This is a genomic window from Pseudomonas sp. JBR1 (assembly GCF_028198185.1).
In the GTDB taxonomy this organism is placed as follows: Bacteria; Pseudomonadota; Gammaproteobacteria; order Pseudomonadales; family Pseudomonadaceae; genus Chryseomonas; species Chryseomonas oryzihabitans_E.
The window spans coordinates 96,940-117,854 of sequence record NZ_CP116340.1; the positions used below are offsets into that span (position 1 = coordinate 96,940).

Consider the following 20,915-nt stretch of genomic DNA (forward strand, 5'->3'; position numbering starts at 1 on the left):
TCACGGTCGTGCCCATGCCAAGGAACCGCCTCGCACCCCTCGTGCCTCTGTCTTTTGTCTGTCTGCTCGCCGCCTGCGCAAGTGCACCGCAAAGCCCCGACGCCGCGGTCGCCCAGGATCAGTCCAGCTCCTCCCACACCTTCCAGATTGCCTCGCTGCATAGCCTGAGCAGTGCTGCCAACGGCTCGACGGCCGTGGAGAGCGAGGCAGGTCCGCAGCGTCCGGTCTTCCCTCATACCCGCTCACCGCAGCAGCTCGACTGGGATCACGAAGTGGGCCCGCGTCAGGCGCTACCCAATCTGGCAGACCAGATCCTCGACCGCGCGACCCAGCTGGTAGGGACGCCCTATCGCCGTGGCGGCAGCAGCTTGACTGGTTTCGATTGCAGCGGCTTCGTCAATTACGTGTTCCGCGAGCGGGCCGGCATGAACCTGCCGCGCTCGACCCGCGAGATCATAGATCTCGAAGTGCCGGTGGTGAGCAAGAACGATCTGGAACCCGGCGATCTGTTGCTGTTCAATAGCAACGGCCGTGGTCGGGTCAGTCACACCGGTATCTACATGGGCGAAGGCAAGTTCATCCATTCCTCCAGTCGCCGGAGCGGCGGGGTGCGAGTGGACAGCCTGGACGACCAGTACTGGAAGGTGAGTTTCCTGGAAGGCAAGCGCGTATTGCGCTGAAGCGTATCGCTGCGATTGTCGCCGGTGCGCTTCGAGGACCCGCCGGTGCTGCGTGGCAGGCCGGCGGCGATCAATGAATAACTAAGGATGTTCCCAATGCCGCATGCGGCTCGCCTCGGATTGTATTGCGCCTTCGTGCTGCTGGCCGCCTGTGCCGGCAGACCGCCCCAGGCACCCGCACCGGTAGCCCCGGTCGCCTCCCGTCCCATGCTGGAAAGCCAGGCCCAGGCGGCTAACGATGTGCTCTTTCGCGCTATCGGGCTGGTGGGTACGCCTTATCGCTATGGTGGTAATACACCGGCTGGCGGTTTCGATTGCAGTGGCCTGATTGGCTATGTCTATCGCGACGCGGCCGGCGTCACCCTGCCACGCTCGACCCGGGAAATGATCACCCTGGGTTCGCCCAATGTGGCACGCAATGCCTTGCAGCCTGGCGACTTGATCTTCTTCGCTACCGCGGGCGGTCGCCAGGTGAGCCATGCCGGCATCTATGTCGGGGAAGGGCGCTTCGTGCATGCGCCGCGCACCGGCGGTACCGTACGCCTGGACAGTCTGGCCAAGCCCTATTGGCAGAAAAGCTACCTGCAGGCCAAGCGGGTCCTGTTCACGCCGAGTCTCGCCGGCGGCTATTGAACCCCGCTTCGCCTGGGCCGCTCGAATAGGCATCCAGCCCGTGCGGAGCCCATCATGCCCCAGGCGATACGTCTGCCGCCCCAGCCGGCTCGCTGCGAGCTGTGCGGTCGGGCGGCACCGCTTACCCGTCACCATCTGATTCCCCGTTCGCTGCACGACAAGGGCTACGTGCGCAAGAAATTCGACCGCGTCAGCCGGATCACCGCCACCCTCTGGGTCTGCCGACCCTGCCACAACCATATCCACCAGACCTTCGACGAGAAGACCTTGGCGCTGGAATACAACAGTCGCGAGCTGCTCCTCAGCGATGCGCGCATTCGCCAATTCGTCGACTGGCTGGCGGCCAAGCCCGATGGCTTCGTGCCCAAGCGTTAGATAATACCACCCCTTTAGATTGGGGCGTTTGGGAGTTCTCCTTGCTGTCCTGAGTGATGCAAAACGCAAGTGATCAACGGCGAGGGGAGGGTGAAAGGCCAGGTCGCCGTTTGTTGAGGGAGGGACGACAACCGCCGGAAATGTAAAGGCCGCCGAGGGCGCCCTGGTCAAAACTGTTGGCTGTCTCTCAGCTCAGTGGTCGCGTGCCACGGTAGCGCGCCGCTGCGATTAGGATGAGGCAAAAGCCACGGCGAAATCGGCCAGTCCGGTTCGACCTCACGAGGAGCGTCGATGAGATCCTTCGCCCTGCCAAGCCTGGCGGGGATCCTGCTTTTGTCTTCCGCTGCTTTGACCCAGGCGGATGAGGCGACCCTGACGCGGGGCGAATATCTGACTCGCCTGGGTAACTGCCAAGGCTGCCATACCCGCCCGGATGGCGCACCTTTCGCCGGCGGTGTCGCCTTCGATACGCCCTTCGGCCGCCTCTATTCGAGCAACATCACCCCGGATCGCCAGCAGGGGCTGGGCGACTGGACGACGGATCAGTTCCGCCGCGCGCTGCACGACGGCCTCGGCCGTGAAGGCGAGCAGCTCTATCCCGCCTTTCCCTATACCGCCTTTACTCGCCTGAGCGACGAAGACGTCGCTGCTATCTTCGCCTTCCTGCGGATCCAGCGGCCGGTGCCCTATGCGCCGCCAGCCAATGCCCTGCGATTCCCCTATGACCAGCGTGCGCTGATCCGTGGCTGGAAGTGGCTGAACTTCACCCCAGGCCCGCTTCCCGCAGTGGCCGATGCCCGGCTGGCGCGGGGCGCCTACCTGGCCGAGGCCGTGGGGCACTGCCAGGAATGCCATACCCCGCGAACCTGGAGCCAGGGGCTCGATAGCGGTCGGGCCTATGCCGGGGCGACCCAGCAGGGCTGGACGGCCTGGAATCTCACCCCGGACCCTCGCGGTCTCGGCGGCTGGAGCGATGCCAAGCTCGCCAGTTATCTGCGTGAAGGGCATCAGCGTGGGGAGGCCGTGGCGGCGGGGCCCATGGCCGAGGTGGTGAGCGGCGGTACCCGGCATCTGGACGACGCCGATCTCGCTGCCCTGATCGCCTATCTGCGGACCTTGCCTGCCCAGCCAGGAGCGGTCCCCGCGCGCGCCGAGGTGCAGCCGCCCGGGGAAGGCGGACCTCTCACGGCGGGCGAGGCGGAAAGCGCAGCCCTGCTGCAGTCGGCCTGCGCCAGTTGCCATGCGCCGGATGATCGCGGTCCGGCTGGACCCTATCCGCGTTCCTTCAGCAACTATTCGGCGGTACGCGATCCGGCCGGGACCAACCTCGTACGCGTGCTGCTCGACGGGCTCGATCGTCAGGGCCGCACCGAGCATGCCTTCATGCCAGCCTATCGCGATCTGCTCAGCGACCAGCAGCTCGCTGACCTGGCCACTTACATCGGCCGCCGTTTCGGTGGCCATGCCGCCGCTATCCGTCCCGCGGATGTGGCGGCCGCGCGCGAAGGAGAGAAATAACAGTGGCGGCCATCGAGCTCAAGGTCAACGGCGAGACACGGCAGCTCGACGTCGATCCACGCATGCCTCTGCTGGACGCCCTGCGCGACGAGCTGGGTCTGAAGGGACCGAAATTCGGCTGTGGCCTGGGTGAATGCGGTGCCTGCACCGTGCTGGCGGATGGCAAGCCCGTCCGCGCCTGTCTGCTACCCGCGACGTCCTTCGTTGGTCGTGAGCTGCTGACGCTGGAGGGCTTGGGTACCCCTGAGGCGCCCCATGCGTTGCAGCGGGCCTTTATCGAAGAACAGGCAGCCCAGTGCGGCTATTGCATCCCGGGCATGGTGATGACCGCCCAGGCGCTGCTGGAACGAGTGCCCGATCCGAGCGATGCGCAGATCCGCCAGGCGCTGGCGGCCAACCTCTGTGGCTGCGGCACCCACTACCGCATCCTGCGCGCGGTCAAGCGGGCGGCGGTGCTCTTGCGTGACAAGCAGGCCCCGGCATGACGCTGTCGCGACGCGCCTTTCTCGGCGGCGGCGCGGTGCTGCTGCTGGGCTTCAGCCTGCAGCGACCGGTCGCTGCCCAGGTGCTGCCCGCACCCGCCGATAGTGCCGCCCTGGCCAAGGCCCTCGATCAGCGGCAATTGGATGCCTGGCTGGCGGTGGATGTCCAGGGTCAGGTCACTGTCTACAGCGGCAAGGTGGAGCTGGGGACCGGGGTCAGTACGGCGCTCCGCCAGATCGTGGCCGAGGAGCTCTGTGTGGCCTTCCCCGCCACCCGGTTGATCCAGGGGGATACCCGACTGACCCCGGATCAGGGCATCACCGCGGGCAGCAAGAGCCTGCAGGTAGGTGGTGCCCAGTTGCGCAAGGCCGCTGCCAGTGCGCGGCAATTCCTGTTCCTCGAAGGATCGCGGCGGCTAGGTCTGGATCTGGCGGTGGTGGATACGGTGAATGGCCGTGTGGTGTATCGCGGTGATCCCACTGGACGCTATGTCAGCTATGGCGAGCTGGTCGGCGGGCGGCCTCTGGGTCGGCTGGTCAACCAGGCCGTACGGACCCGGGCCATCAAGGATTACCGCCTGGTCGGTACTTCGGTGCCGCGCGAGGACATTCCCGCCAAGCTGTTCGGGAGCTTCGATTACGTCCATGACTTGCGCCTGCCCGGCATGCTGCACGGTTGCGTGGTGCGACCGCCCTGCACCGGCTCGGCGCGGCTGGCGGGGGTGAGCATTCGCGGCATTGATGCCAGTGCGCTGCCTGCCGGTGCTCAACTGGTGTACGAGGGCGCCTTCGTCGCGGTCTTGGCGGCGCAGCCATGGCTGGCGCGACAGGGGGCTGCGGCACTGCGGGTGGACTGGAGTCTGGTGCCGGACATGCCGCTGCCGGGCGAGCTCTATGCGCACCTGGAAGCCAAGGCCGGCCCGCCCGAGGTGCAGCAGGAGGCGGGTGATGTCGAGCAGGAGCTGGCGAACGCCGCGCAGCGGCTCGATGCCGAGTACCGCTGGCCCTATCAGAATCATGATTCCATCGGCCCCTCCTGCGCGGTGGCCGAGGTCCGCGCGGATGGTGCCACGGTCTGGAGTGGCACCCAGGGTGTCTATCAGCTACGGGCGGCCTTGGCGGATCTGCTAGGACTGCCGGAGGAAAGCATCCATGTCATCTATCAGCAGGCCTCCGGCTGCTATGGCCACAACGGCGCCGATGATGCGGCTGCCGATGCGGCGCTGCTGTCCAAGTTGAGTGGCCGACCGGTGCGGGTGCAATGGAGTCGCGCTGACGAGCACGGCTGGAATCCCAAGGGGCCAGCCATGTTGATGCGCCTGGCCGGTGGTCTGAGCACCGCGGGCGACCTGCTCGCCTGGCGCTTCGCCAACTGGACGCCTACCCACCTGACCCGGCCCAATGGCCAGACTGGCAGGGCGGCGCTGCTCGCCGGACAGCTTGCCTACAACCTGCCGCTCAAGGGCGGGCGGGGCGGTGGCAACCGCAACGCCCCGCTGGATTACGACGTGATCAATGTCCAGGTATCCACGCACTGGCTGGAAGCCAGCGATTCGCCGCTGCGACCGTCGGCCTTACGTGCCCTCGGGGCGGTCGGCAATACCTTCGCCAATGAATCCTTCATGGATGAGTTGGCCTTGGGGGCCGGGGTCGATCCGCTGGAATTCCGCCTGCGCTATCTGCAGGATCCAAGGGCGCGGGCGGTGCTACAGGCCGCTAGCGCCAAGGCCGGGTGGCAACCGCCGGTCCTGCAAGAAAAGGCCTGGGACGGTGCCCCCGCGAAAGGTCAGGGTCTGGCCTTCCTGCGCTACGAAAACGAGAACGCCTATGTGGCCGCGGTGGTCGAGGTGGCGGTGAGCGAGGCCACGGGTATCCGGGTCACTCGGGTGGTGGTGGCCCATGATTGTGGTCTGATCGTCAACCCGGACGGCTTGCGCAATCAACTGGAGGGCTGCGTGGTGCAAGGCATCGCCCGGACCCTCAAGCAGGCGGTGCGCTTTGATCACCAGGGGGTGACGAGCCTGGAGTGGAGCGCCTATCCGCCGCTGACCTTCGATGAGTTGCCCGAGCTGGAACTGGAGCTGATCGATCGGCCAGAGGAGCCGGCGGTGGGTGCCGGGGAGGCCACCACTGCCGCCATCCCCGCGGCCATCGCCAATGCCGTCGCTGCGGCGACCGGTCTGCGCCTGCGCGAGGTGCCCTTGAACCGCGAGCGCCTGCGCGCCGCGCTGGCCGCTCGCGGTTAGGCGCGTTTCAGGCGCTGCTTGAAAAACAGCACGCCACCGGCGCCCAGCAGGGCCACCACCGCGGCGCCGATCCACAGGGGCTCGTTGCCGGCAAAGCTGAATTGGTGGGCGCCCTTGGCGGCCAGGTAACCCGGGCTCATCATCAAGGGCGCCCAGACGATGGCGGACAGCACGTTGGCCGACTGAAAGCGCAGCTGGTTCATGGCCATCATCCCAGCCACCAAGGGCACGGTGTTGCGGATCATGGTCAGGAAGCGGCCGCCGAACACCGCGAAGAAGCCGTAGCGGCGGAAGAACAGCCGGGTCTTGGCTACCTGCTTGCGATAGCGGCGGAAGGGCGGCCGGTGGACGATGCTGGGCCCGAGCCAACGGCCGATGATGTAGGAGCAGATGTCGCCAAGGATCGCGCCAACGATGGCGGCCAGCACCAGCGGCACTGGCGAGAGGACCCCTGAGCCAGCCAGGCCGCCGACCACCAGCATCAGCGCCGTAGCCGGAATGAAGACGCCCAGCAGCACCAGGGATTCGCCAAAGGCGAGCAGGCCGACGATCAGCGGCGCCCAGGCCTGATGGGTTTCGATGAAGCCAAGCAGCGATTGCGTGAGAGATTCCATGAGGGCCACTCTTGCCGGAAAGTCCTAAGACTACGCGGCGCCCTGAGTCTGCCAGCCGTTTCAACAGCTTGAATCAATTTCCGTTGCCGGAAGTGCGCAGGAGCGCGCATTGGCGCCCCTGCTGCCGGCCTCAGGTCTCCGCCAGGGCGTCCTGAGCGGCCTGCCAGCGCAGGTCGTGGCGTTCACCCACGACGAAGCGATCGCCCTGGAAATCCCAGCGCTCCACCTCGACGGTCTTGTCGGCACCTTCACCGACCAGCAGGCGATTGAAGGAATTGGGCGAGGTACCACGCACCCGAGAGGAGAGGGCGGTGCCGGCCTGGACGATCCAAACCTCGCGGGGCAAGGTTGGGTATTGCCGGCTCAGCGGCAGCACATAGGGCAGGTGGATGTGGCCACCCATCACCAGGTCCAGTCCGGCATCGGCCCAGGTGGCGAGGGCGTGGTCGGCGTTATGCTGCAGGTTGCTCAGGTCGCTGAGTTCGAGGGCGCCGAAGGGCTGATGGGCGATGACGATGCGCAGCTTGTCCGGCCCGGCGCGGCGCAGGCGCTCGGCCACGCGCTCGATCTGCGCGGTGCTCACCGCACCGTCCTTGTGGCGCTGCGGAGCGGTGGTGTTGAGGCCCACCAGCAGCAGCTCGTCGTTCTCGAAGCTGGGCTCCAGATCCTGCCCGAAATGGCGGCGATAGTTGCCATAGGGCATCAGGAAACGGGCGAAGACGTTGTACAGCGGCAGGTCGTGGTTGCCCGGGATCACCAAGGTGCGTGGGATGCCGTAGCTTTCCAGGCGTTCGACGAACACCTTGGCGGCGGCGAATTGCTCGCGCCGGGCGCGCTGGGTGATGTCCCCCGAGAGGATGAGGACATCGGCGCCGTGTTCGCGGACATGGGCTTCCAGGGCCGCGACCACGGCAGGTTGCTCGGTGCCGAAGTGAGTATCGGAGATTTGCAGAAGGGTCGTCATGAGGACCTGGTTTCCAACGGATTCCCCTTTACGACCGCAACGGGCGCCAAGCTATCCAGCAATGCTGTCTAAAGGCTAGTCCAAGGCCTGCGAGCCACGCGCAGCAGCCTTGAACCCTCTTTTAGACTTCGCCGTCGTGGTGCCAGGCGTCATGCAGGTCGGAGGCGTTGGCTTCGCCGACTTCGGCGCGGGCCTTGAGCCAGTCCAGCAGGGCGGTACGGTCTTCCTCGGTGGGCGAGGTGTAGCGCTTGTTGGCCATGATGGTGCCTTCGACCCAGGCGTTGTCGAAACCGCCGATGTAGTCCAGCTTGCGCTCTTCGACGTAGTCGATGAAGTCACCCAGGAAGGTGTCCAGATCGTCTTCGCTGAGTTCGTTCTTGAAGCTCACCTTGATTTCGAAGGCCAGCTCCTGGAACTCGCCCAGGTACTGCTTCTTGCGCAGGCGACGCTTCATGCGGCTCAAACGGGGATCTTGATTGGTATCGGTCATGGCGAAGGCCTGGATATCGATGAAAGGGCAGGCATTATCCCTGGCGTTGGTCGGTAATGCCAATGGTGACCGCCGGGAGGGGCGGTTAGCATGACGGTTTTGGCTGCGACCAGAGCGCGCAGGGGTGGAAGGATGACGGGCAAGACGAGAAGCCGCTCCGGTAGCGTGACCATCCGCGACGTGGCCAGCCTGGCCGGCGTCGCACCGATCACCGTCTCGCGGGTGGTGAACGCGCCCGCAAGCGTCAAGGCGGCCACCCGTGAGCGGGTACTGGCCGCCATAGCAGCAAGCGGCTACATGCCCAACCTGGTGGCTGGGGCCTTGGCCTCCAATCGCAGTCGATTGGTGGCGGTGCTGGTGCCCATGCTGACCAATCCGCTGTTCGCCGACAGCTACCAGGCGGTGGCCGAGCGACTGGTTCAGGCCGGGTATCAGGTGTTGCTGGGCGTCACTGGCCACGATCCCGAGCAGGAAGAGGCGCTGCTGGCGACCATTCTCAGCCGGCGGCCGGATGGCCTGATCCTGACCGGCGTTGATCACACGCCGGCCAGCCGTGCCCGGCTCCAGGCGGCGGGCGTACCGGTGGTGGAGACCTGGGATCTCAGCGCGGAGCCCATCGATCAGGGGGTGGGGTTTGACCATGAGGCAGTGGGCGCGCTGCTGGCCGAGCGGGCTAACGCTGGCGGTTATGCCCAGGTCGCCCAGGTGGCGGTGGACGACCCCCGCGGTACTCGGCGACGTCTGGCCCTGAGTCGGGCCCTGGCCACCCTCGGCATCGCCGAGACGGCGCCGGCGCTCTTCACCGGCCTGCCCAGCCTGGAGCAGGGGCGCCAAGCCCTGTGCCAGCTGCTCGCCCAAACCAAGGTGCGGCCGCTGCTGGTGGTCTGCACCTCCGACACCCTGGCCCATGGCGTGCTGACCGAGGCCCTGGCGCAGGGGCTGGCGGTGCCCGGCGACGTGGCGGTGATCGGTTTCGGCGACATGGCCTTCGCGGCCCATACCCTGCCTGCCTTGACCACGATACGGGTGGATGCCACGGCCTTGGGGCACACGGCAGCGGAATTGTTGTTGGCCCGTCTGGCGGGTAGTGATGGAGAGCCACAGCAGCGCGACCTGGGCGTCGAATGGATCGAGCGCGGTAGCGCCTGAGGACAGATGGCGGTTGTCAGACGACTTTCTGGGCGCTAGGGTGAGCGAAATGGTAGCGGTACCATTTCGCTCAGCAGGGGAGGAGCCGGATGAAGATCGTGATGATTGGTGAAGCCGCCACGCACCAGGAGGCGCTTGCCAGGGACCTGGCCGGCCCGGCCACCTTTATGACCTTGCCGCGGGAAGCCCATGAGTCAGCCGCCTGGGACGAGCGAATCGAGGGCGCCGATGTCCTAGTCGCCATGCGTCTGCAGCGTTCAACGCGGGCGCCCAGGGTACGGCTGCTGCAGGTACCTGGCGCGGGCCTCGATGGCATCGATTTCGGAGTGCTGGCAGCGGACTGTCGCGTCTGCAACGTCTTCGAGCACGAGATTCCCATGGCCGAATACGCCCTGGCCTGCCTGCTGGATCATGAGGTGCGCCTGGGTGAGGCCCAGGCGGCCTTCGCCAGCGAGCGCTGGACCCATGCCTATCTGGGGCGCCAGCCGCGTGGTGAGTTGCAGGGCAGGACCCTGGCGATCCTGGGTTTTGGCAGGATCGGCCAGGCGGTGGCGCAGCGGGCGCGGGCCTTCGGCATGCGCATCCTGGCCATCACCCGTAGTGCCCGCGACGGCCGGGTGCCCGCCGGGGCCGATACTGCCCTTGCGCCCGAGGCGCTGAACGAGGCCCTGGGCCTGGCCGATTACGTAGTACTGGCCTGTCCGCTGGACGAGACTACCCGGGGCTGTTTCGGCGCTGCCCAGTTCGCCGCCATGCGGCCGGAGGCCGTGCTGCTGAACCTGGCACGGGCGGCGGTGGTGGAAGAAGACGCCCTCTATCAGGCGCTCGCCGACCGGCGCATCGCCAAGGCGTACCTGGACGTCTGGTACCGCTACCCCAGTGGCGAAGGCGATCTCGTGGCACCCGCACGGCATCGCTTCGAAGAACTGCCCAATGCCGTCTGCACGCCGCATGTCTCGGGTTGGACCCACGGGCTATTCGCGCGCCGCTATGCCTTCATCGCCGCCAACATCGAACGCCTGCGTCGGGGCGAAACGCTGCTCAATCAGGTCCACGGACCTCGCTAGAGGAGGCGCCATGCGCATCACTCGCATCGAAACCACCAGGCTCACGCAACTGCCCAATCTGCTCTGGGTGGAGATTCACACCGACAGCGGCCTGGTCGGTCTGGGTGAGACCTTTCGCGGCGCCGAAGCGGTGGAGGCGCAGATCCACTCGCTTTGCGCGCCGCTGCTGTTGGGTCGCGATCCCCTGCAGATCGAAGCCCACAGCCGGGCACTGCTGCGTGGCTATCTCGGCTTCAACGGCAGCGGCGTGGAAACCCGAGCGGCTTCGGCGCTGGACATCGCCCTCTGGGACCTGTTCGGCCAGGCTATGGGTGTGCCGATCCATCAGCTGCTGGGTGGCCAGGTCCACGAGCGGATGCGCGCCTACAACACCTGCGCCAGTCCCAACTTCAATACCGGTGGTGAGCAGCGCCGGCTGATCGCCAAGGGTGAGGCCCGCGTGGCCGGTCGCTACGACGATCAGGTGGCGGCAGTGGAAAACCCGTGCGAACTGGCCCAGAGCCTGATGGACGAAGGGTTTGCCGCCATGAAGATCTGGCCCTTCGATGCCTTCGCCCTGGCCAGTGGCGGCCAGTTTCTGTCCAGCACCGACTTGCGCCAGGGTCTGGAGCCCTTTGCGCGCATCAGGGAGGCGGTCGGCGATGGCATCGAGGTAATGTGCGAATTCCATTCCTTGTGGAATCCGACCTGCGCCCTGCAGATCGCCCGAGCACTCAAGGACTACAACATCTTCTGGGCGGAAGATCCGATCAAGATGGATCACGTTCAGGGGTTGGCGGATTTCCGGCGACTGGCGGGCATTCCGGTCTGCGGCAGCGAGACCCTGGCGATGCGCGGTGCCTTCCGCGATCTGCTGGCGGCCGATGCGCTGGACTATGTGATGGTGGACCTGTCCTGGTGCGGTGGGTTGAGCGAGGCACGCAAGATCGCCACCTTGGCCGAGGCCTATCAGAAGCCCATCGCCCCACACGATTGCACCGGACCGGTGGTGCTGATGGCCTCGCTGCATCTGGGGTTGGCCTCAGCCAATGCCATCTTTCAGGAAGTGGTGCGAGCCTATCTGGCGGGCTTCTATCGTGAGCTGGTCACCGAGCTACCGGTACTGGAGCAGGGCTGGCTGCTACCGCCAACCGCACCGGGCCTGGGCACCGCCCTGCATCCGGCGCTGCGTCAGCGGCCGGACCGGATCGGGCGGGTATCAACGCGGTAAGGTGCTCAGGCGGCCATGGCTGCGCAGGCATCGGCGCAGGCTTCACAGGCCTGGGCGCAAGCCTGGCAGTGGTCGGCCTTGTGCTTGCCGCATTCGGCGGCGCAGGCGCGGCAGGTCGCCACGCAGAGGGCACAGGCTTCGGCCAGGCGGTCGCTACCGCGCTGCATGAAGGTGGCGGCCAGGCGGCAGGCGTCGGCGCAGTCACGATCCAGGCGCACGCAATCGCGCATCATGTCCAGATTGGCTTCACCCAGACAGGCGCTGGCGCAGGTTTCGCACGCGGCCGCGCAGTCGAGGCAGGCCTTGATGCAGGCGGCGAGGGAGGATTCGGTCATGGGTATCTCCTGGTAGTGGGGTGCTAAGGGTGGACCCGGCCGCCGGGCGCCGAGTTCGGCCCGCGCGATCGATTGACGCTCTCTCGGGTAGTCCGTACCCTGCGCCCTTGCACGTGGTGCCCCGTTTGAGTCGGGGTGAAACAGGGAAGCCGGTCGAGCCGGCGCTGCCCCCGCAACGGTAGTTGAGTAGCAGCTGCGCGAGACCCACTGGCCCCGGCCGGGAAGGGGCGCAGCGGGTACCCGAGGGTATCGACTCACCAGCCCGGAGACCGGCCACGCTTGCGTTCATCTCGGCGATGCGGAGGGCGTCGTGCGGCGTCGCCACCTGCCTTACGCGGGCGGCGTCTCTGCCCGTTTCTCCGCCGCGCCCGTACCCGGAGAAACGCCATGACCGACACCCCAGATTCGAACAGCCCCGAGCGCGACGAACGCCACCGCGCGCGCATGGTGCGCAAGAAGGCGGTGATCGACGCCCGGATCGCCGACGCCCAGGACGAACGCGGCCTGCTGCTGGTGCACACCGGCATCGGCAAGGGCAAGAGCAGCTCCGCCTTCGGCATGGCGGCACGCGCCCTCGGCCACGGCATGCAGGTCGGCGTGGTGCAATTCATCAAGGGCCGCCGCGACACTGGCGAGCAACTCTTCTTCAGGCGCTTCCCCGACGAGGTGCGTTACCACGTCATGGGCGAGGGTTTCACCTGGGACACCCAGGATCGTGCCCGCGACCTGCAGTCGGCGGCCGCGGCCTGGGCGGTGGCAGTGGAGCTCTTGCGCGACCCGGCCATCGGCCTGGTGCTGCTGGACGAACTCAACATCGCCTTCAAGCATGGCTATCTGGAGGTCGACCAGGTGCTGGCCGATCTCGCCGGGCGTCCGGCGCACCAGCATGTGGTGGTGACTGGCCGCGGCGCGCCGCCGGCCCTGATCGAAGCCGCCGACACCGTGACCGACATGAGTCTGGTCAAGCATGCCTTCCAGGCCGGCGTCCGCGCCCAGCAGGGCATCGAATGGTAGGCGCACCGCGGCACTGCCCGGCGCTGCTGATCGCCGCCCCGGCCTCCGGTCAGGGCAAGACCAGCGTCACCGCTGCCCTGGCCCGGTTGCATGCACGCCAGGGGCGGCGGGTGCGGGTGTTCAAGTGCGGCCCGGATTTTCTCGATCCGATGATCCTCGCCCGTGCCAGTGGCGCCCCGGTCTACCAGCTCGATCTGTGGATGATCGGCGAGGCCGAGAGTCGGCGCCTGTTGTGGGAAGCGGCGGCGGAGGCGGACCTCATCCTCATCGAAGGCGTCATGGGGCTGTTCGACGGGCAGCCGTCGGCGGCGGACCTGGCCGAGCGCTTCGGCGTACCGGTACTGGGGGTGATCGACGCCGCGGGCCTGGCGCAGACCTTTGGTGCCCTGGCCTATGGCCTGGCCCACTATCGGCCGAGCCTGCCGTTCGCCGGTGTGCTGGCCAATCGCAGTGGCAGCCCGCGGCAGACGCAGCTGATCCGCGGCAGCCTGCCGGCGGGCATGACCTTCTTTGGCAGCCTGCCAAGAGATGCCGGCATCGAGCTGCCCAGTCGCCACCTGGGGCTGATCCAGGCCGACGAGGTCACCGACCTGGATCGCCGTTTGGACATGGCGGCCGATGCCCTGGCCGCCAGCTCCGACATCGAATTGCCGCCGCCAGTAGCCTTCGCCGCGCCGGAGCCGACGCCGGTCGAACCGCTGCTGGCCGGGGTGCGCATTGGCGTGGCCCGCGATGCGGCCCTGGCGTTTCTCTACCAGGCCAACCTGGACTTGCTGCGCGCCCTGGGCGCCGAGCTGCAATTCTTTTCCGTGCTTGCCGACTCGACGCTGCCGGAGGTGGACAGCCTCTATCTACCGGGCGGCTATCCCGAGCTGCACCTGCAGGCGCTGTCCAACAACCTTGGCATGCGCGCCGCCATTCGCGCCCACCACGCCGCCGGCAAGCCGATCCTTGCCGAGTGCGGTGGCATGCTCTATCTGCTCCAGGAGCTGACCGACAAGGCCGGTGAGTCCGCCGCCATGCTCGGTCTCTTACCGGGCAGCGCGCGGATGCAGGCCCGGCTGACCGCCCTGGCCCTGCAGTCGGTGGAGTTCGCGCAGGGCACCTTGCGCGGCCACACCTACCATCATTCCGCGCTGGAGTCGCCCGAGGCGCCCTGGGCGCGGGGTCTGTGCCCCAATGGCAAGGCGGTGGCCGAAGCGGTCTATCGAGACGGTCGCCTCACCGCCAGCTATATTCACTTCTACATGCCGTCGGCACCCGCCGCGGCCGCCGCGATGTTCAAGCCGTGACCACGACACCCTATACCCCTGCCGAACAAGCCGCCGTCTACCGAGCCATCGCCGAGCGCCGCGACATGCGCCATTTCTGCGGTGGCGAGGTGCCCCCCGAACAACTGGCCCGCCTGCTGGGCGCCGCCCACCAGGCCCCCAGCGTCGGGCTGATGCAGCCCTGGCGCTTTCTGCGCATCAGCGATCCGGCCTTGCGCCAGCGCCTGCACGAGCTGGTGGAGGAAGAGCGCTGCGCCACCGCCGAAGCCCTCGGCGAGCGCAGCGATGACTTCATGAAGCTCAAGGTGCAGGGCATTCTCGACTGCGCCGAGGTGCTGGTCGCTGCCCTGATGGACGGGCGCGAAGCCCATATCTTCGGCCGCCGTACCCTGCCGGAGATGGACCTGGCCTCGCTCTCCTGCGCCATCCAGAATCTCTGGCTGGCCGCGCGTTGCGAAGGCCTGGGCATGGGTTGGGTCTCGCTGTTCGACCCGGAAGCGGTGCGCACCCTGCTGGAGATGCCCGAGGGGTCCCAGCCAGCGGCCATCCTCTGCCTGGGGCCGGTGGAAGCCTTCTATCCGCGACCCATGCTGGAGGAGGAGGGCTGGCGTCAGGGCCGTCCGCTGGAAGAACTGGTCTTCGAGAATCGTTGGGGCCAGAAGCCATGATGCTGGCCTTCGCGGTCGTCGGCGGCATGCTGCTCGACCTGCTACTCGGCGAACCCCGTCGGGGCCATCCCCTGGTGCTGTTCGGCCGCTACGCCGACAGCCTCGAAGCGCGCTTCAACCCCGGTGGCCGTGGCTGGCGCAGTCATGGGGTGATGGCCTGGAGCCTGGCCGTGCTGCCCTGGGTGCTGCTCACCGCCTTGCTCTGCCAGATCGGCTGGCTGGCCTGGATCATCCAGCCTCTGGCGCTGTATCTGGCGGTGGGCCTACGTAGCCTGGGCGAGCACGCCGAGCCGGTGGCACGTGCCCTGCAGCGCAACAACCTGCCCGAAGCACGGCGCCGGGTCGGCTACCTCGTCAGTCGGGAGACAGACGAGCTGGACGAAACCGCTGTGGCCCGCGCCGCCACCGAATCCGTGCTGGAGAATGGCAGCGACGCCGTCTTCGCCGCGTTGTTCTGGTTCGCCCTGCTCGGTGCCCCGGGCGTGGTGCTCTATCGCCTGGCCAATACCCTGGACGCCATGTGGGGCTATCGCACCCCACGCCTGGAGCGTTTCGGTTGGGCCGCGGCGCGCCTGGACGATGTGCTCAACTATATTCCCGCGCGTCTGGTCGCCCTGACCTATGCCGTTCTTGGCCGCTTCTGGAGCGCCATCGAAAGCTGGCGCTCCCAGGCGCCGCTGTGGGACAGCCCCAACGCTGGCCCGGTGATGGCCGCCGGCGCTGGAGCCCTGGGGGTGAGCCTGGGCGGCGCTGCCCGCTACCACGGCGAATGGCACGAGCGTCCGTTGTTGGGTCGCGGTCCGGCCCCTACCTTCCTGACCATCACCCGTGCCCTCCAGCTGGTACGACGCGGTGCCTGGCTGTGGACTTTGCTGATCGCCTTGGGAGGACTGCTGCTTGCTTGAGCACGGCGGTCGACTGCGGCGCGCGGCGCGCACCTATGATATCCCCCTGGCCGACTGGCTGGACCTGTCTACCGGACTGGCTCCTTGGCCCTGGCCATTGCCCGAGATTCCCGCCAGTGCCTGGGCGCGCCTGCCCGAGCCCGATGACGGCCTGGTGGACGCCGCCTGTAGCTACTATCGTGCGTCCGCGCTGTTGCCGGTGGCTGGTTCCCAGGCTGCCATCCAGGCGCTGCCCGTCCTGCGCGCGCCTTCGCGAGTCGGGGTGCTGGCGCCCTGTTATGCCGAGCATGCCCTGGCCTGGCGTCGCGCCGGCCACGAGGTGCTGGCGTGGAGCGAGGAGCAGATCGCGACCGGGCTCGACCAAGTGGACGTACTGGTGGTGGTCAACCCCAACAACCCTACCGGGCAGCGCCTCTCACCTGCGCGGCTGCTGGACTGGCATGCCCGCCTCGAAAGGCGGGGCGGTTGGCTGGTGGTGGACGAGGCCTTCATGGACCCTACGCCAGGTGCAAGTCTCGCGCCCTTCAGCGATCTGCCCGGGCTGATCGTGCTGCGCTCCTTTGGCAAGTTCTTCGGGCTGGCCGGCATGCGCCTGGGCTTCGTGCTTGCCGCGCCGGACCTGCTTTCGCTGCTCGATGAGCATCTCGGTCCCTGGACGGTCAACGGGCCCAGTCGTCATCTTGCGCGGCAGCTGCTGGTCGACCAGGCGGCTCATGAGCGCCAGCGTGAGGCGCTTCGGCAAGCCGGCGAGCGCCTGGCGGCGGTGCTCGCCGGGCACGCCCTCGACCCTAGCGGTGGCTGCGCCCTGTTTCAGCTGCTGCAGCGCCCGGATGCCACGGCCCTGCACGAGCACCTGGCGCGCCAGGCCATCCTTACCCGCTTGTTCCCCGACCTTGGCGCCCTGAGATTCGGCCTGCCGGGCGACGAGTCCGGCTGGCAGCGCCTGGACCAGGGGCTGGCCAACTACCGGAGTCCCCTATGAGTACGCTGATGGTGCAGGGCACCACGTCCGACGCCGGCAAGAGCACCCTGGTGGCCGCCCTGTGCCGCTGGCTCTATCGCCAGGGTGTAGGCGTAGTACCCTTCAAACCGCAGAACATGGCGCTCAACAGCGCGGTGACCGCCGACGGTGGCGAGATCGGCCGGGCCCAGGCGGTCCAGGCCCAGGCCTGTGGTCTGGCGCCCCATACCGACATGAATCCCGTGCTGCTCAAGCCCAATACCGACGTCGGCGCCCAGGTGATCATCCATGGCCGCGCCGTCACCAGCATGGACGCCAAGGCCTATCACGCCTACAAGCCCGTGGCGCGCGAAGCGGTACTGGCCTCCCATGCCCGGCTGGCCGAGCGCTTCGAGGTGGTGCTGGTGGAAGGCGCCGGCTCGCCGGCCGAGATCAACCTGCGCCAGGGCGACATCGCCAACATGGGCTTCGCCGAGGCAGTGGACTGCCCGGTGCTGCTGGTGGCGGACATCGATCGCGGCGGTGTCTTCGCCCATCTGGTCGGCACCCTGGACCTGCTCGAACCGAGCGAGCAGGCGCGCGTCGCCGGCTTCATCATCAACCGTTTTCGCGGCGACCTGGCCCTGCTGCAACCAGGGTTGGACTGGCTCGAAGCCCGCACCGGCAAACCGGTGCTTGGCGTGCTGCCCTATCTGCATGACCTGCACCTGGAAGCCGAGGATCGCCTGGCCACCGGCCAGGTCGCCAAGCAGGGACCCCGCTTGCGGGTGGCGGTGCCGGTGATGCCACGGCTGAGCAATCACACCGATTTCGATCCCCTGCGCCTGCATCCCCAGGTGGAACTGCTGTTCGTTCGGCAGGGCGAGGCCCTGCCCGCGGCGGATCTGATCATCCTGGGCGGCTCCAAGAGCGTGCGCAACGATCTGACGTTCCTGCGTGCCCAGGGGTGGGACACGGCCATTGCCCGTCACCTGCGCTATGGCGGGCGTGTGCTGGGCATCTGCGGCGGCTTCCAGATGCTGGGCGAGCGAGTCGCCGATCCGCTAGGCCTGGAGGGCGCCCCGGGTGACAGCCTGGGCCTTGGACTCCTGGCCATGACCACCGAACTGGCCGCGGAGAAGCAGCTGCGCAACGTGCGCGGCTGGCTGTGCGACGGCGACGCCGAGGTCGCCGGCTATGAGATTCATGCCGGCGTCAGCCGGGGAGCGGCGCTGGAGCATCCGGTGCTGCGCTTCGAGGATGGTCGCGTCGATGGCAGTCTCAGCGCAGACGGCCAGGTGCTGGGTACCTACCTGCACGGCCTGTTCGAGTCGCCCGCTGCCAGTGTCGCGCTGTTGCGCTGGGCAGGTCTGGCCGAGCCGCAGCAGCTGGACTACCACGCCCTGCGCGAACGCGATCTGGAGCGCCTGGCCGACCTCGTCGAACACCATTTGGACACCGGGCGCCTGCGCGCCCTCTGCGAGCTCTAGATGCGCGAACTCATTCTTGGCGGCGCTCGCTCCGGCAAGAGCGCCCTGGCCGAGCGCCTGGCTGCCGACTGCGGACTGGCAGTCACCTATATCGCTACCGCCGGGGGCAGCGATGCCGAACTGGCGCGCCGCATCGAACGCCACGCGGCGCGCCGGCCCGCACACTGGGCGCTGGTGGAAGAGCCCCTGGCGCTGAGCGAACGCCTGCAGGCGCTGGCCGCGCCAGAGCAGTGTCTGCTGGTGGACTGCCTGACCCTCTGGCTGACCAACCTGCTGCTGCTCGACGATCCGCAGCGCCTGGAGCAGGCCTGCGCGCAACTGCTCGACGTCATGCCCCAGCTGCCTGGCCGGCTTATCTTTGTCAGTAACGAGACCGGTCTGGGTATCGTCCCCCTGGGCGAGCTGACACGGCGTTATGTCGATGCCGCTGGCGAACTGCACCAGGCCCTGGCCACCCGCTGCGATCGCGTGGTGCTGAGCGTGGCCGGTCTCCCCCTGACCCTCAAAGGAACCCCGTTATGAGCATGCCCTGGTGGCAAGGACCCTGCCGCCAACCCGATACCGCTGCCGCCGAAGCGGCGCGCCAGCGGCAGATGGTCTTGACCAAGCCGAGCGGCTCGCTTGGCGATCTGGAGGTGCTGGCCATTCAGCTGGCGGCCCTGCAGGGCACGCCGCGCCCTCTGCTGCAGCGCACCGCCATCGCCGTCTTCGCCGGTGACCACGGGGTCGTGGAGGAGGGCGTCTCGGTCTATCCCCAGTCCGTCACCGCCGAGATGGTGCGCAACTTCGTGCGCGGTGGCGCCGCCATCAGCGTGCTCGCCCGGCAACTCGACGCCGCCCTGGAAGTCATCAACCTGGGCACCGTCACGCCCTTGGAAGCCCTGCCCGGGGTGATTGATCTACCCCTGGGACGCGGCACCGCCAATTTCACCCTGACGCCAGCCATGACCCATGACCAGTGCCAGGCGGCGCTGCAGGCCGGACGCGACGCCGTGTTGCGGGCCTGTGCCGGCGGCGCCGACCTCTTCATTGGCGGCGAGATGGGCATCGGCAACACCACCGCCGCCAGCGCCCTGGCCAGCGTGCTCCTGGACACCTCGCCGCTGGCCCTCGCCGGGCCCGGTACCGGGCTGGACGCCGATGGCGTGGCGCGCAAGGTGGCAGTCATCCAGCGTGCGTTGTTGCGTCATGGCGATGCCTTGCAGGATCCCTACGAACTGCTGCGCCGGCTGGGCGGTTTCGAGTTGGCCGCCTTGACCGGCGCCTATCTGGCCTGCGCCCAGCAGGGCCTGCCGACCCTGGTGGATGGCTTCATCTGCTCGGTCGCCGCGCTCTGTGCCCAACACCTGCAGCCCGATACCCGCGACTGGCTGCTGTTCGCCCATTGTGGCGCCGAGCCCGGCCATGCCGCCGTACTGCTGGCCCTGGGTGGCGAGCCGCTGCTGGACCTGGGCCTGCGCCTGGGCGAGGGCAGCGGTGCGGCCCTGGCGGTCCCGCTGTTGCAGCTGTCCTGTCGCCTGCACAGCGAGATGGCCACCTTCGCCGAAGCCAGCGTTTCCAGTCGCGCCCATGACTGATTGCTGGCTGCTGCGCCATGGCGCCACCGAGGGTCCCGAAGGCTTTCGCGGCCGCCTCGATCCGCCGCTGTCGGAACAGGGTTGGACGCAACTGCGCGCCGCCGTCGCCGCGCAGCCGCCTTTCGCCCTGATCCTGAGTTCGCCGCAGCAGCGCTGCGCACGCTTCGCCGAATGGCTGGCAGCGGAGCAGGGTGCCGAGCTGCTGCTGGAGCCCGATCTGCGCGAACTGGATTTCGGCGCCTGGGAAGGCCGCAGTGCGGCCGAGCTGATGCGGGACCAGGCCGAGGCCCTGGGGCTGTTCTGGGCCGATCCCTATGCCTATACCCCGCCCGAAGGCGAGCCCGTGGCCGCCTTCGCCGAGCGGGTGCTGGGGGCGGTGGCGCGCTGGCGTCCGCGACTGCAGGCGCAACGCAGCCTGATCGTCACCCACGGCGGCGTCATCCGCCTGCTGTTGGCGCGCCAGCGCGGTTTCCCGCCCAAGGATCTACTGCAGGTCGAGGCACCCTACGCGACCCTGCAGTCGCTGGCACTGGAGCAAGACTGATGCCGCTGTCCTGGTTGATCGCCGTGCAGTTCCTCACCCGCCTGCCGGTCCGGCTACCGGGCATGCCCGCACCCGAGGCCATCGGCCGTTCGGTGCTCTGGTATCCGGCAGTCGGCCTGCTAATCGGCGCTGTGCTGAGTCTGATCGCCTGGGTGGGCGCCGGGGGCGGCGTCTTCCTCCAGGCAGCGCTGGTGCTGGCCGCCTGGGTGATGGTGACGGGCGGGCTGCATCTGGATGGCCTGGCCGACACCTTCGATGCCTGGGTCGGTGGCTATGGCGACCGCGAGCGGACGCTGGCCATCATGAAGGATCCGGCCTGCGGCCCCATGGGCGTGCTGGCGCTGCTGCTGACCCTGCTGCTCAAATGGAGCGCCCTGGTCGTGCTCTTGCCGGACTCGCTGGCGTGCCTGTGGCTGGCGCCTCTGGCCGGTCGCCTGGCGCTGCCTTGGTTGCTGTTGACCACGGCCTATGTGCGTCCGGGCGGGCTGGGCGACATGCTCAGTCGCCACCTGCCACGGAAGCTGCTCAACAGGGTGCTGCTGCTTGGCGCTGCGGGTCTGGCCTTGCTGCCCCAGGGCTTCGTGGCGCTGCTGGTGACCGCTGGCATCGCCTTGCTGGCGCGCCGGGCGCTGCGACAGCGCCTGGGCGGTACCACCGGCGACACGGCAGGCGCGCTTCTCGAAATCACTGAAACCGGGGTGCTGGTGGCACTGGCGCTAACGTTGCGCTGAAAAATGTGCACA

Annotated in this window: 23 protein-coding genes and 1 riboswitch; of the genes, 19 read left to right on the forward strand and 4 right to left on the reverse strand. The window is 67.8% G+C overall.

From position 1 onward, the window contains the following. Positions 1–41 precede the first annotated feature (41 nt). The 6 genes from PJ259_RS00445 to PJ259_RS00470 all read left to right on the forward strand — a co-directional run bounded on the left by PJ259_RS00445 (position 42) and on the right by PJ259_RS00470 (position 5,934). Positions 42–680 (forward strand): C40 family peptidase, encoded by a 639-nt coding sequence (locus tag PJ259_RS00445; RefSeq protein ID WP_420480500.1) that lies wholly within the window; start codon positions 42–44, stop codon positions 678–680. Positions 681–776: 96 nt separating this feature from the next. Then, the gene (locus PJ259_RS00450) at positions 777–1,313 is read left to right on the forward strand and encodes a C40 family peptidase (RefSeq protein ID WP_059314206.1); all 537 of its coding nucleotides are present in this window, start codon (positions 777–779) and stop codon (positions 1,311–1,313) included. Between the two features lie 54 nt (positions 1,314–1,367). Beyond that, a complete protein-coding gene (locus PJ259_RS00455; RefSeq protein ID WP_271654332.1) occupies positions 1,368–1,688 on the forward strand; it encodes a hypothetical protein in 321 nt (106 codons plus the stop codon). Positions 1,689–1,979: 291 nt separating this feature from the next. Then, positions 1,980–3,206, forward strand: coding sequence for a cytochrome c (locus PJ259_RS00460; protein WP_271654333.1), 1,227 nt, complete (start codon positions 1,980–1,982; stop codon positions 3,204–3,206). 2 nt (positions 3,207–3,208) lie between these two features. Then, positions 3,209–3,691 carry a (2Fe-2S)-binding protein gene (locus PJ259_RS00465; RefSeq protein WP_271654334.1) on the forward strand — a complete coding sequence of 161 codons (483 nt, stop codon included), beginning with the start codon at positions 3,209–3,211 and terminating at the stop codon, positions 3,689–3,691. Further along, entirely contained in the window at positions 3,688–5,934 is a 2,247-nt protein-coding gene (locus PJ259_RS00470; protein WP_271654335.1) for a xanthine dehydrogenase family protein molybdopterin-binding subunit, read from the forward strand. Before PJ259_RS00465 ends, PJ259_RS00470 begins: the two co-directional genes overlap by 4 nt. Here PJ259_RS00470 and PJ259_RS00475 read toward each other — a convergent pair. The 3 genes from PJ259_RS00475 to PJ259_RS00485 all read right to left on the reverse strand — a co-directional run bounded on the left by PJ259_RS00475 (position 5,931) and on the right by PJ259_RS00485 (position 8,002). Further along, positions 5,931–6,548: a DedA family protein gene (locus tag PJ259_RS00475; RefSeq protein WP_059314211.1), complete on the reverse strand. Its 618-nt coding sequence runs from the start codon at positions 6,546–6,548 to the stop codon at positions 5,931–5,933. The two genes, PJ259_RS00470 and PJ259_RS00475, sit on opposite strands and share 4 nt — an antisense overlap. A gap of 130 nt (positions 6,549–6,678) precedes the next feature. Further along, entirely contained in the window at positions 6,679–7,512 is an 834-nt protein-coding gene (locus PJ259_RS00480) for a metallophosphoesterase family protein (protein WP_271654336.1), read from the reverse strand. Positions 7,513–7,633: 121 nt separating this feature from the next. Further along, positions 7,634–8,002, reverse strand: coding sequence for a YggL family protein (locus PJ259_RS00485; protein ID WP_044342397.1), 369 nt, complete (start codon positions 8,000–8,002; stop codon positions 7,634–7,636). A gap of 132 nt (positions 8,003–8,134) precedes the next feature. Here PJ259_RS00485 and PJ259_RS00490 point away from each other — a divergent pair, with 132 nt between their 5' ends. The 3 genes from PJ259_RS00490 (at position 8,135) to PJ259_RS00500 (ending at position 11,428) form a co-directional block, all read left to right on the forward strand. Continuing rightward, complete coding sequence (locus tag PJ259_RS00490; protein ID WP_271654337.1) at positions 8,135–9,151, forward strand: LacI family DNA-binding transcriptional regulator; 1,017 nt, start codon at positions 8,135–8,137, stop codon at positions 9,149–9,151. Positions 9,152–9,240: 89 nt separating this feature from the next. Further along, positions 9,241–10,218, forward strand: a complete 978-nt coding sequence (locus tag PJ259_RS00495) for a 2-hydroxyacid dehydrogenase (protein ID WP_271654338.1) — start codon at positions 9,241–9,243, stop codon at positions 10,216–10,218. 10 nt (positions 10,219–10,228) lie between these two features. Next, the gene (locus tag PJ259_RS00500) at positions 10,229–11,428 is read left to right on the forward strand and encodes a mandelate racemase/muconate lactonizing enzyme family protein (RefSeq protein ID WP_271654339.1); all 1,200 of its coding nucleotides are present in this window, start codon (positions 10,229–10,231) and stop codon (positions 11,426–11,428) included. A gap of 5 nt (positions 11,429–11,433) precedes the next feature. Here PJ259_RS00500 and PJ259_RS00505 read toward each other — a convergent pair whose 3' ends face one another. Beyond that, entirely contained in the window at positions 11,434–11,763 is a 330-nt protein-coding gene (locus PJ259_RS00505; RefSeq protein ID WP_059314216.1) for a four-helix bundle copper-binding protein, read from the reverse strand. 97 nt (positions 11,764–11,860) lie between these two features. Then, a riboswitch (cobalamin riboswitch) is annotated at positions 11,861–12,055 on the forward strand. 95 nt (positions 12,056–12,150) lie between these two features. Here PJ259_RS00505 and cobO point away from each other — a divergent pair. Genes cobO through PJ259_RS00555 form a run of 10 tightly spaced genes read left to right on the forward strand, consistent with a single transcriptional unit; the run spans position 12,151 to position 20,903 of the window. Further along, positions 12,151–12,777, forward strand: coding sequence for a cob(I)yrinic acid a,c-diamide adenosyltransferase (gene cobO / locus PJ259_RS00510; protein WP_059314217.1), 627 nt, complete (start codon positions 12,151–12,153; stop codon positions 12,775–12,777). Further along, entirely contained in the window at positions 12,771–14,069 is a 1,299-nt protein-coding gene (locus PJ259_RS00515) for a cobyrinate a,c-diamide synthase (RefSeq protein ID WP_271654340.1), read from the forward strand. Before cobO ends, PJ259_RS00515 begins: the two co-directional genes overlap by 7 nt. Beyond that, positions 14,066–14,716: a 5,6-dimethylbenzimidazole synthase gene (gene bluB, locus PJ259_RS00520; protein ID WP_271654341.1), complete on the forward strand. Its 651-nt coding sequence runs from the start codon at positions 14,066–14,068 to the stop codon at positions 14,714–14,716. The genes PJ259_RS00515 and bluB overlap by 4 nt, the downstream gene beginning before the upstream one ends. After that, positions 14,713–15,621 (forward strand): adenosylcobinamide-phosphate synthase CbiB, encoded by a 909-nt coding sequence (gene cbiB / locus PJ259_RS00525; protein WP_271654342.1) that lies wholly within the window; start codon positions 14,713–14,715, stop codon positions 15,619–15,621. The genes bluB and cbiB overlap by 4 nt, the downstream gene beginning before the upstream one ends. Further along, positions 15,614–16,603, forward strand: a complete 990-nt coding sequence (gene cobD, locus PJ259_RS00530; protein ID WP_271654343.1) for a threonine-phosphate decarboxylase CobD — start codon at positions 15,614–15,616, stop codon at positions 16,601–16,603. Before cbiB ends, cobD begins: the two co-directional genes overlap by 8 nt. Then, positions 16,600–18,051, forward strand: coding sequence for a cobyric acid synthase (locus tag PJ259_RS00535; protein ID WP_271654344.1), 1,452 nt, complete (start codon positions 16,600–16,602; stop codon positions 18,049–18,051). Before cobD ends, PJ259_RS00535 begins: the two co-directional genes overlap by 4 nt. Beyond that, complete coding sequence (gene cobU, locus PJ259_RS00540; protein ID WP_059314223.1) at positions 18,052–18,573, forward strand: bifunctional adenosylcobinamide kinase/adenosylcobinamide-phosphate guanylyltransferase; 522 nt, start codon at positions 18,052–18,054, stop codon at positions 18,571–18,573. Continuing rightward, positions 18,570–19,628 carry a nicotinate-nucleotide--dimethylbenzimidazole phosphoribosyltransferase gene (gene cobT / locus PJ259_RS00545; protein WP_059314224.1) on the forward strand — a complete coding sequence of 353 codons (1,059 nt, stop codon included), beginning with the start codon at positions 18,570–18,572 and terminating at the stop codon, positions 19,626–19,628. The genes cobU and cobT overlap by 4 nt, the downstream gene beginning before the upstream one ends. Next, positions 19,621–20,172 (forward strand): histidine phosphatase family protein, encoded by a 552-nt coding sequence (locus tag PJ259_RS00550; RefSeq protein WP_271654345.1) that lies wholly within the window; start codon positions 19,621–19,623, stop codon positions 20,170–20,172. The genes cobT and PJ259_RS00550 overlap by 8 nt, the downstream gene beginning before the upstream one ends. Then, positions 20,172–20,903 (forward strand): adenosylcobinamide-GDP ribazoletransferase, encoded by a 732-nt coding sequence (locus tag PJ259_RS00555; protein WP_271654346.1) that lies wholly within the window; start codon positions 20,172–20,174, stop codon positions 20,901–20,903. The genes PJ259_RS00550 and PJ259_RS00555 overlap by 1 nt, the downstream gene beginning before the upstream one ends. Positions 20,904–20,915: the final 12 nt, after the last annotated feature.

Excerpts from the sequence above, each read along its gene's own strand:
- PJ259_RS00550 (WP_271654345.1), top strand. The coding sequence starts at position 19,621 with ATGACTGATTGCTGGCTGCTGCGCCATGGCGCCACCGAGGGTCCCGAA.
- PJ259_RS00475 (WP_059314211.1), bottom strand. The coding sequence starts at position 6,548 with ATGGAATCTCTCACGCAATCGCTGCTTGGCTTCATCGAAACCCATCAG.
- PJ259_RS00490 (WP_271654337.1), top strand. The coding sequence starts at position 8,135 with ATGACGGGCAAGACGAGAAGCCGCTCCGGTAGCGTGACCATCCGCGAC.
- PJ259_RS00455 (WP_271654332.1), top strand. The coding sequence starts at position 1,368 with ATGCCCCAGGCGATACGTCTGCCGCCCCAGCCGGCTCGCTGCGAGCTG.
- cobO (WP_059314217.1), top strand. The coding sequence starts at position 12,151 with ATGACCGACACCCCAGATTCGAACAGCCCCGAGCGCGACGAACGCCAC.
- PJ259_RS00480 (WP_271654336.1), bottom strand. The coding sequence starts at position 7,512 with ATGACGACCCTTCTGCAAATCTCCGATACTCACTTCGGCACCGAGCAA.
- PJ259_RS00460 (WP_271654333.1), top strand. The coding sequence starts at position 1,980 with ATGAGATCCTTCGCCCTGCCAAGCCTGGCGGGGATCCTGCTTTTGTCT.
- PJ259_RS00485 (WP_044342397.1), bottom strand. The coding sequence starts at position 8,002 with ATGACCGATACCAATCAAGATCCCCGTTTGAGCCGCATGAAGCGTCGC.
- cobT (WP_059314224.1), top strand. The coding sequence starts at position 18,570 with ATGAGCATGCCCTGGTGGCAAGGACCCTGCCGCCAACCCGATACCGCT.
- cbiB (WP_271654342.1), top strand. The coding sequence starts at position 14,713 with ATGATGCTGGCCTTCGCGGTCGTCGGCGGCATGCTGCTCGACCTGCTA.
- PJ259_RS00535 (WP_271654344.1), top strand. The coding sequence starts at position 16,600 with ATGAGTACGCTGATGGTGCAGGGCACCACGTCCGACGCCGGCAAGAGC.
- PJ259_RS00515 (WP_271654340.1), top strand. The coding sequence starts at position 12,771 with ATGGTAGGCGCACCGCGGCACTGCCCGGCGCTGCTGATCGCCGCCCCG.
- PJ259_RS00470 (WP_271654335.1), top strand. The coding sequence starts at position 3,688 with ATGACGCTGTCGCGACGCGCCTTTCTCGGCGGCGGCGCGGTGCTGCTG.
- PJ259_RS00500 (WP_271654339.1), top strand. The coding sequence starts at position 10,229 with ATGCGCATCACTCGCATCGAAACCACCAGGCTCACGCAACTGCCCAAT.
- PJ259_RS00555 (WP_271654346.1), top strand. The coding sequence starts at position 20,172 with ATGCCGCTGTCCTGGTTGATCGCCGTGCAGTTCCTCACCCGCCTGCCG.
- cobU (WP_059314223.1), top strand. The coding sequence starts at position 18,052 with ATGCGCGAACTCATTCTTGGCGGCGCTCGCTCCGGCAAGAGCGCCCTG.
- PJ259_RS00450 (WP_059314206.1), top strand. The coding sequence starts at position 777 with ATGCCGCATGCGGCTCGCCTCGGATTGTATTGCGCCTTCGTGCTGCTG.
- PJ259_RS00495 (WP_271654338.1), top strand. The coding sequence starts at position 9,241 with ATGAAGATCGTGATGATTGGTGAAGCCGCCACGCACCAGGAGGCGCTT.
- PJ259_RS00505 (WP_059314216.1), bottom strand. The coding sequence starts at position 11,763 with ATGACCGAATCCTCCCTCGCCGCCTGCATCAAGGCCTGCCTCGACTGC.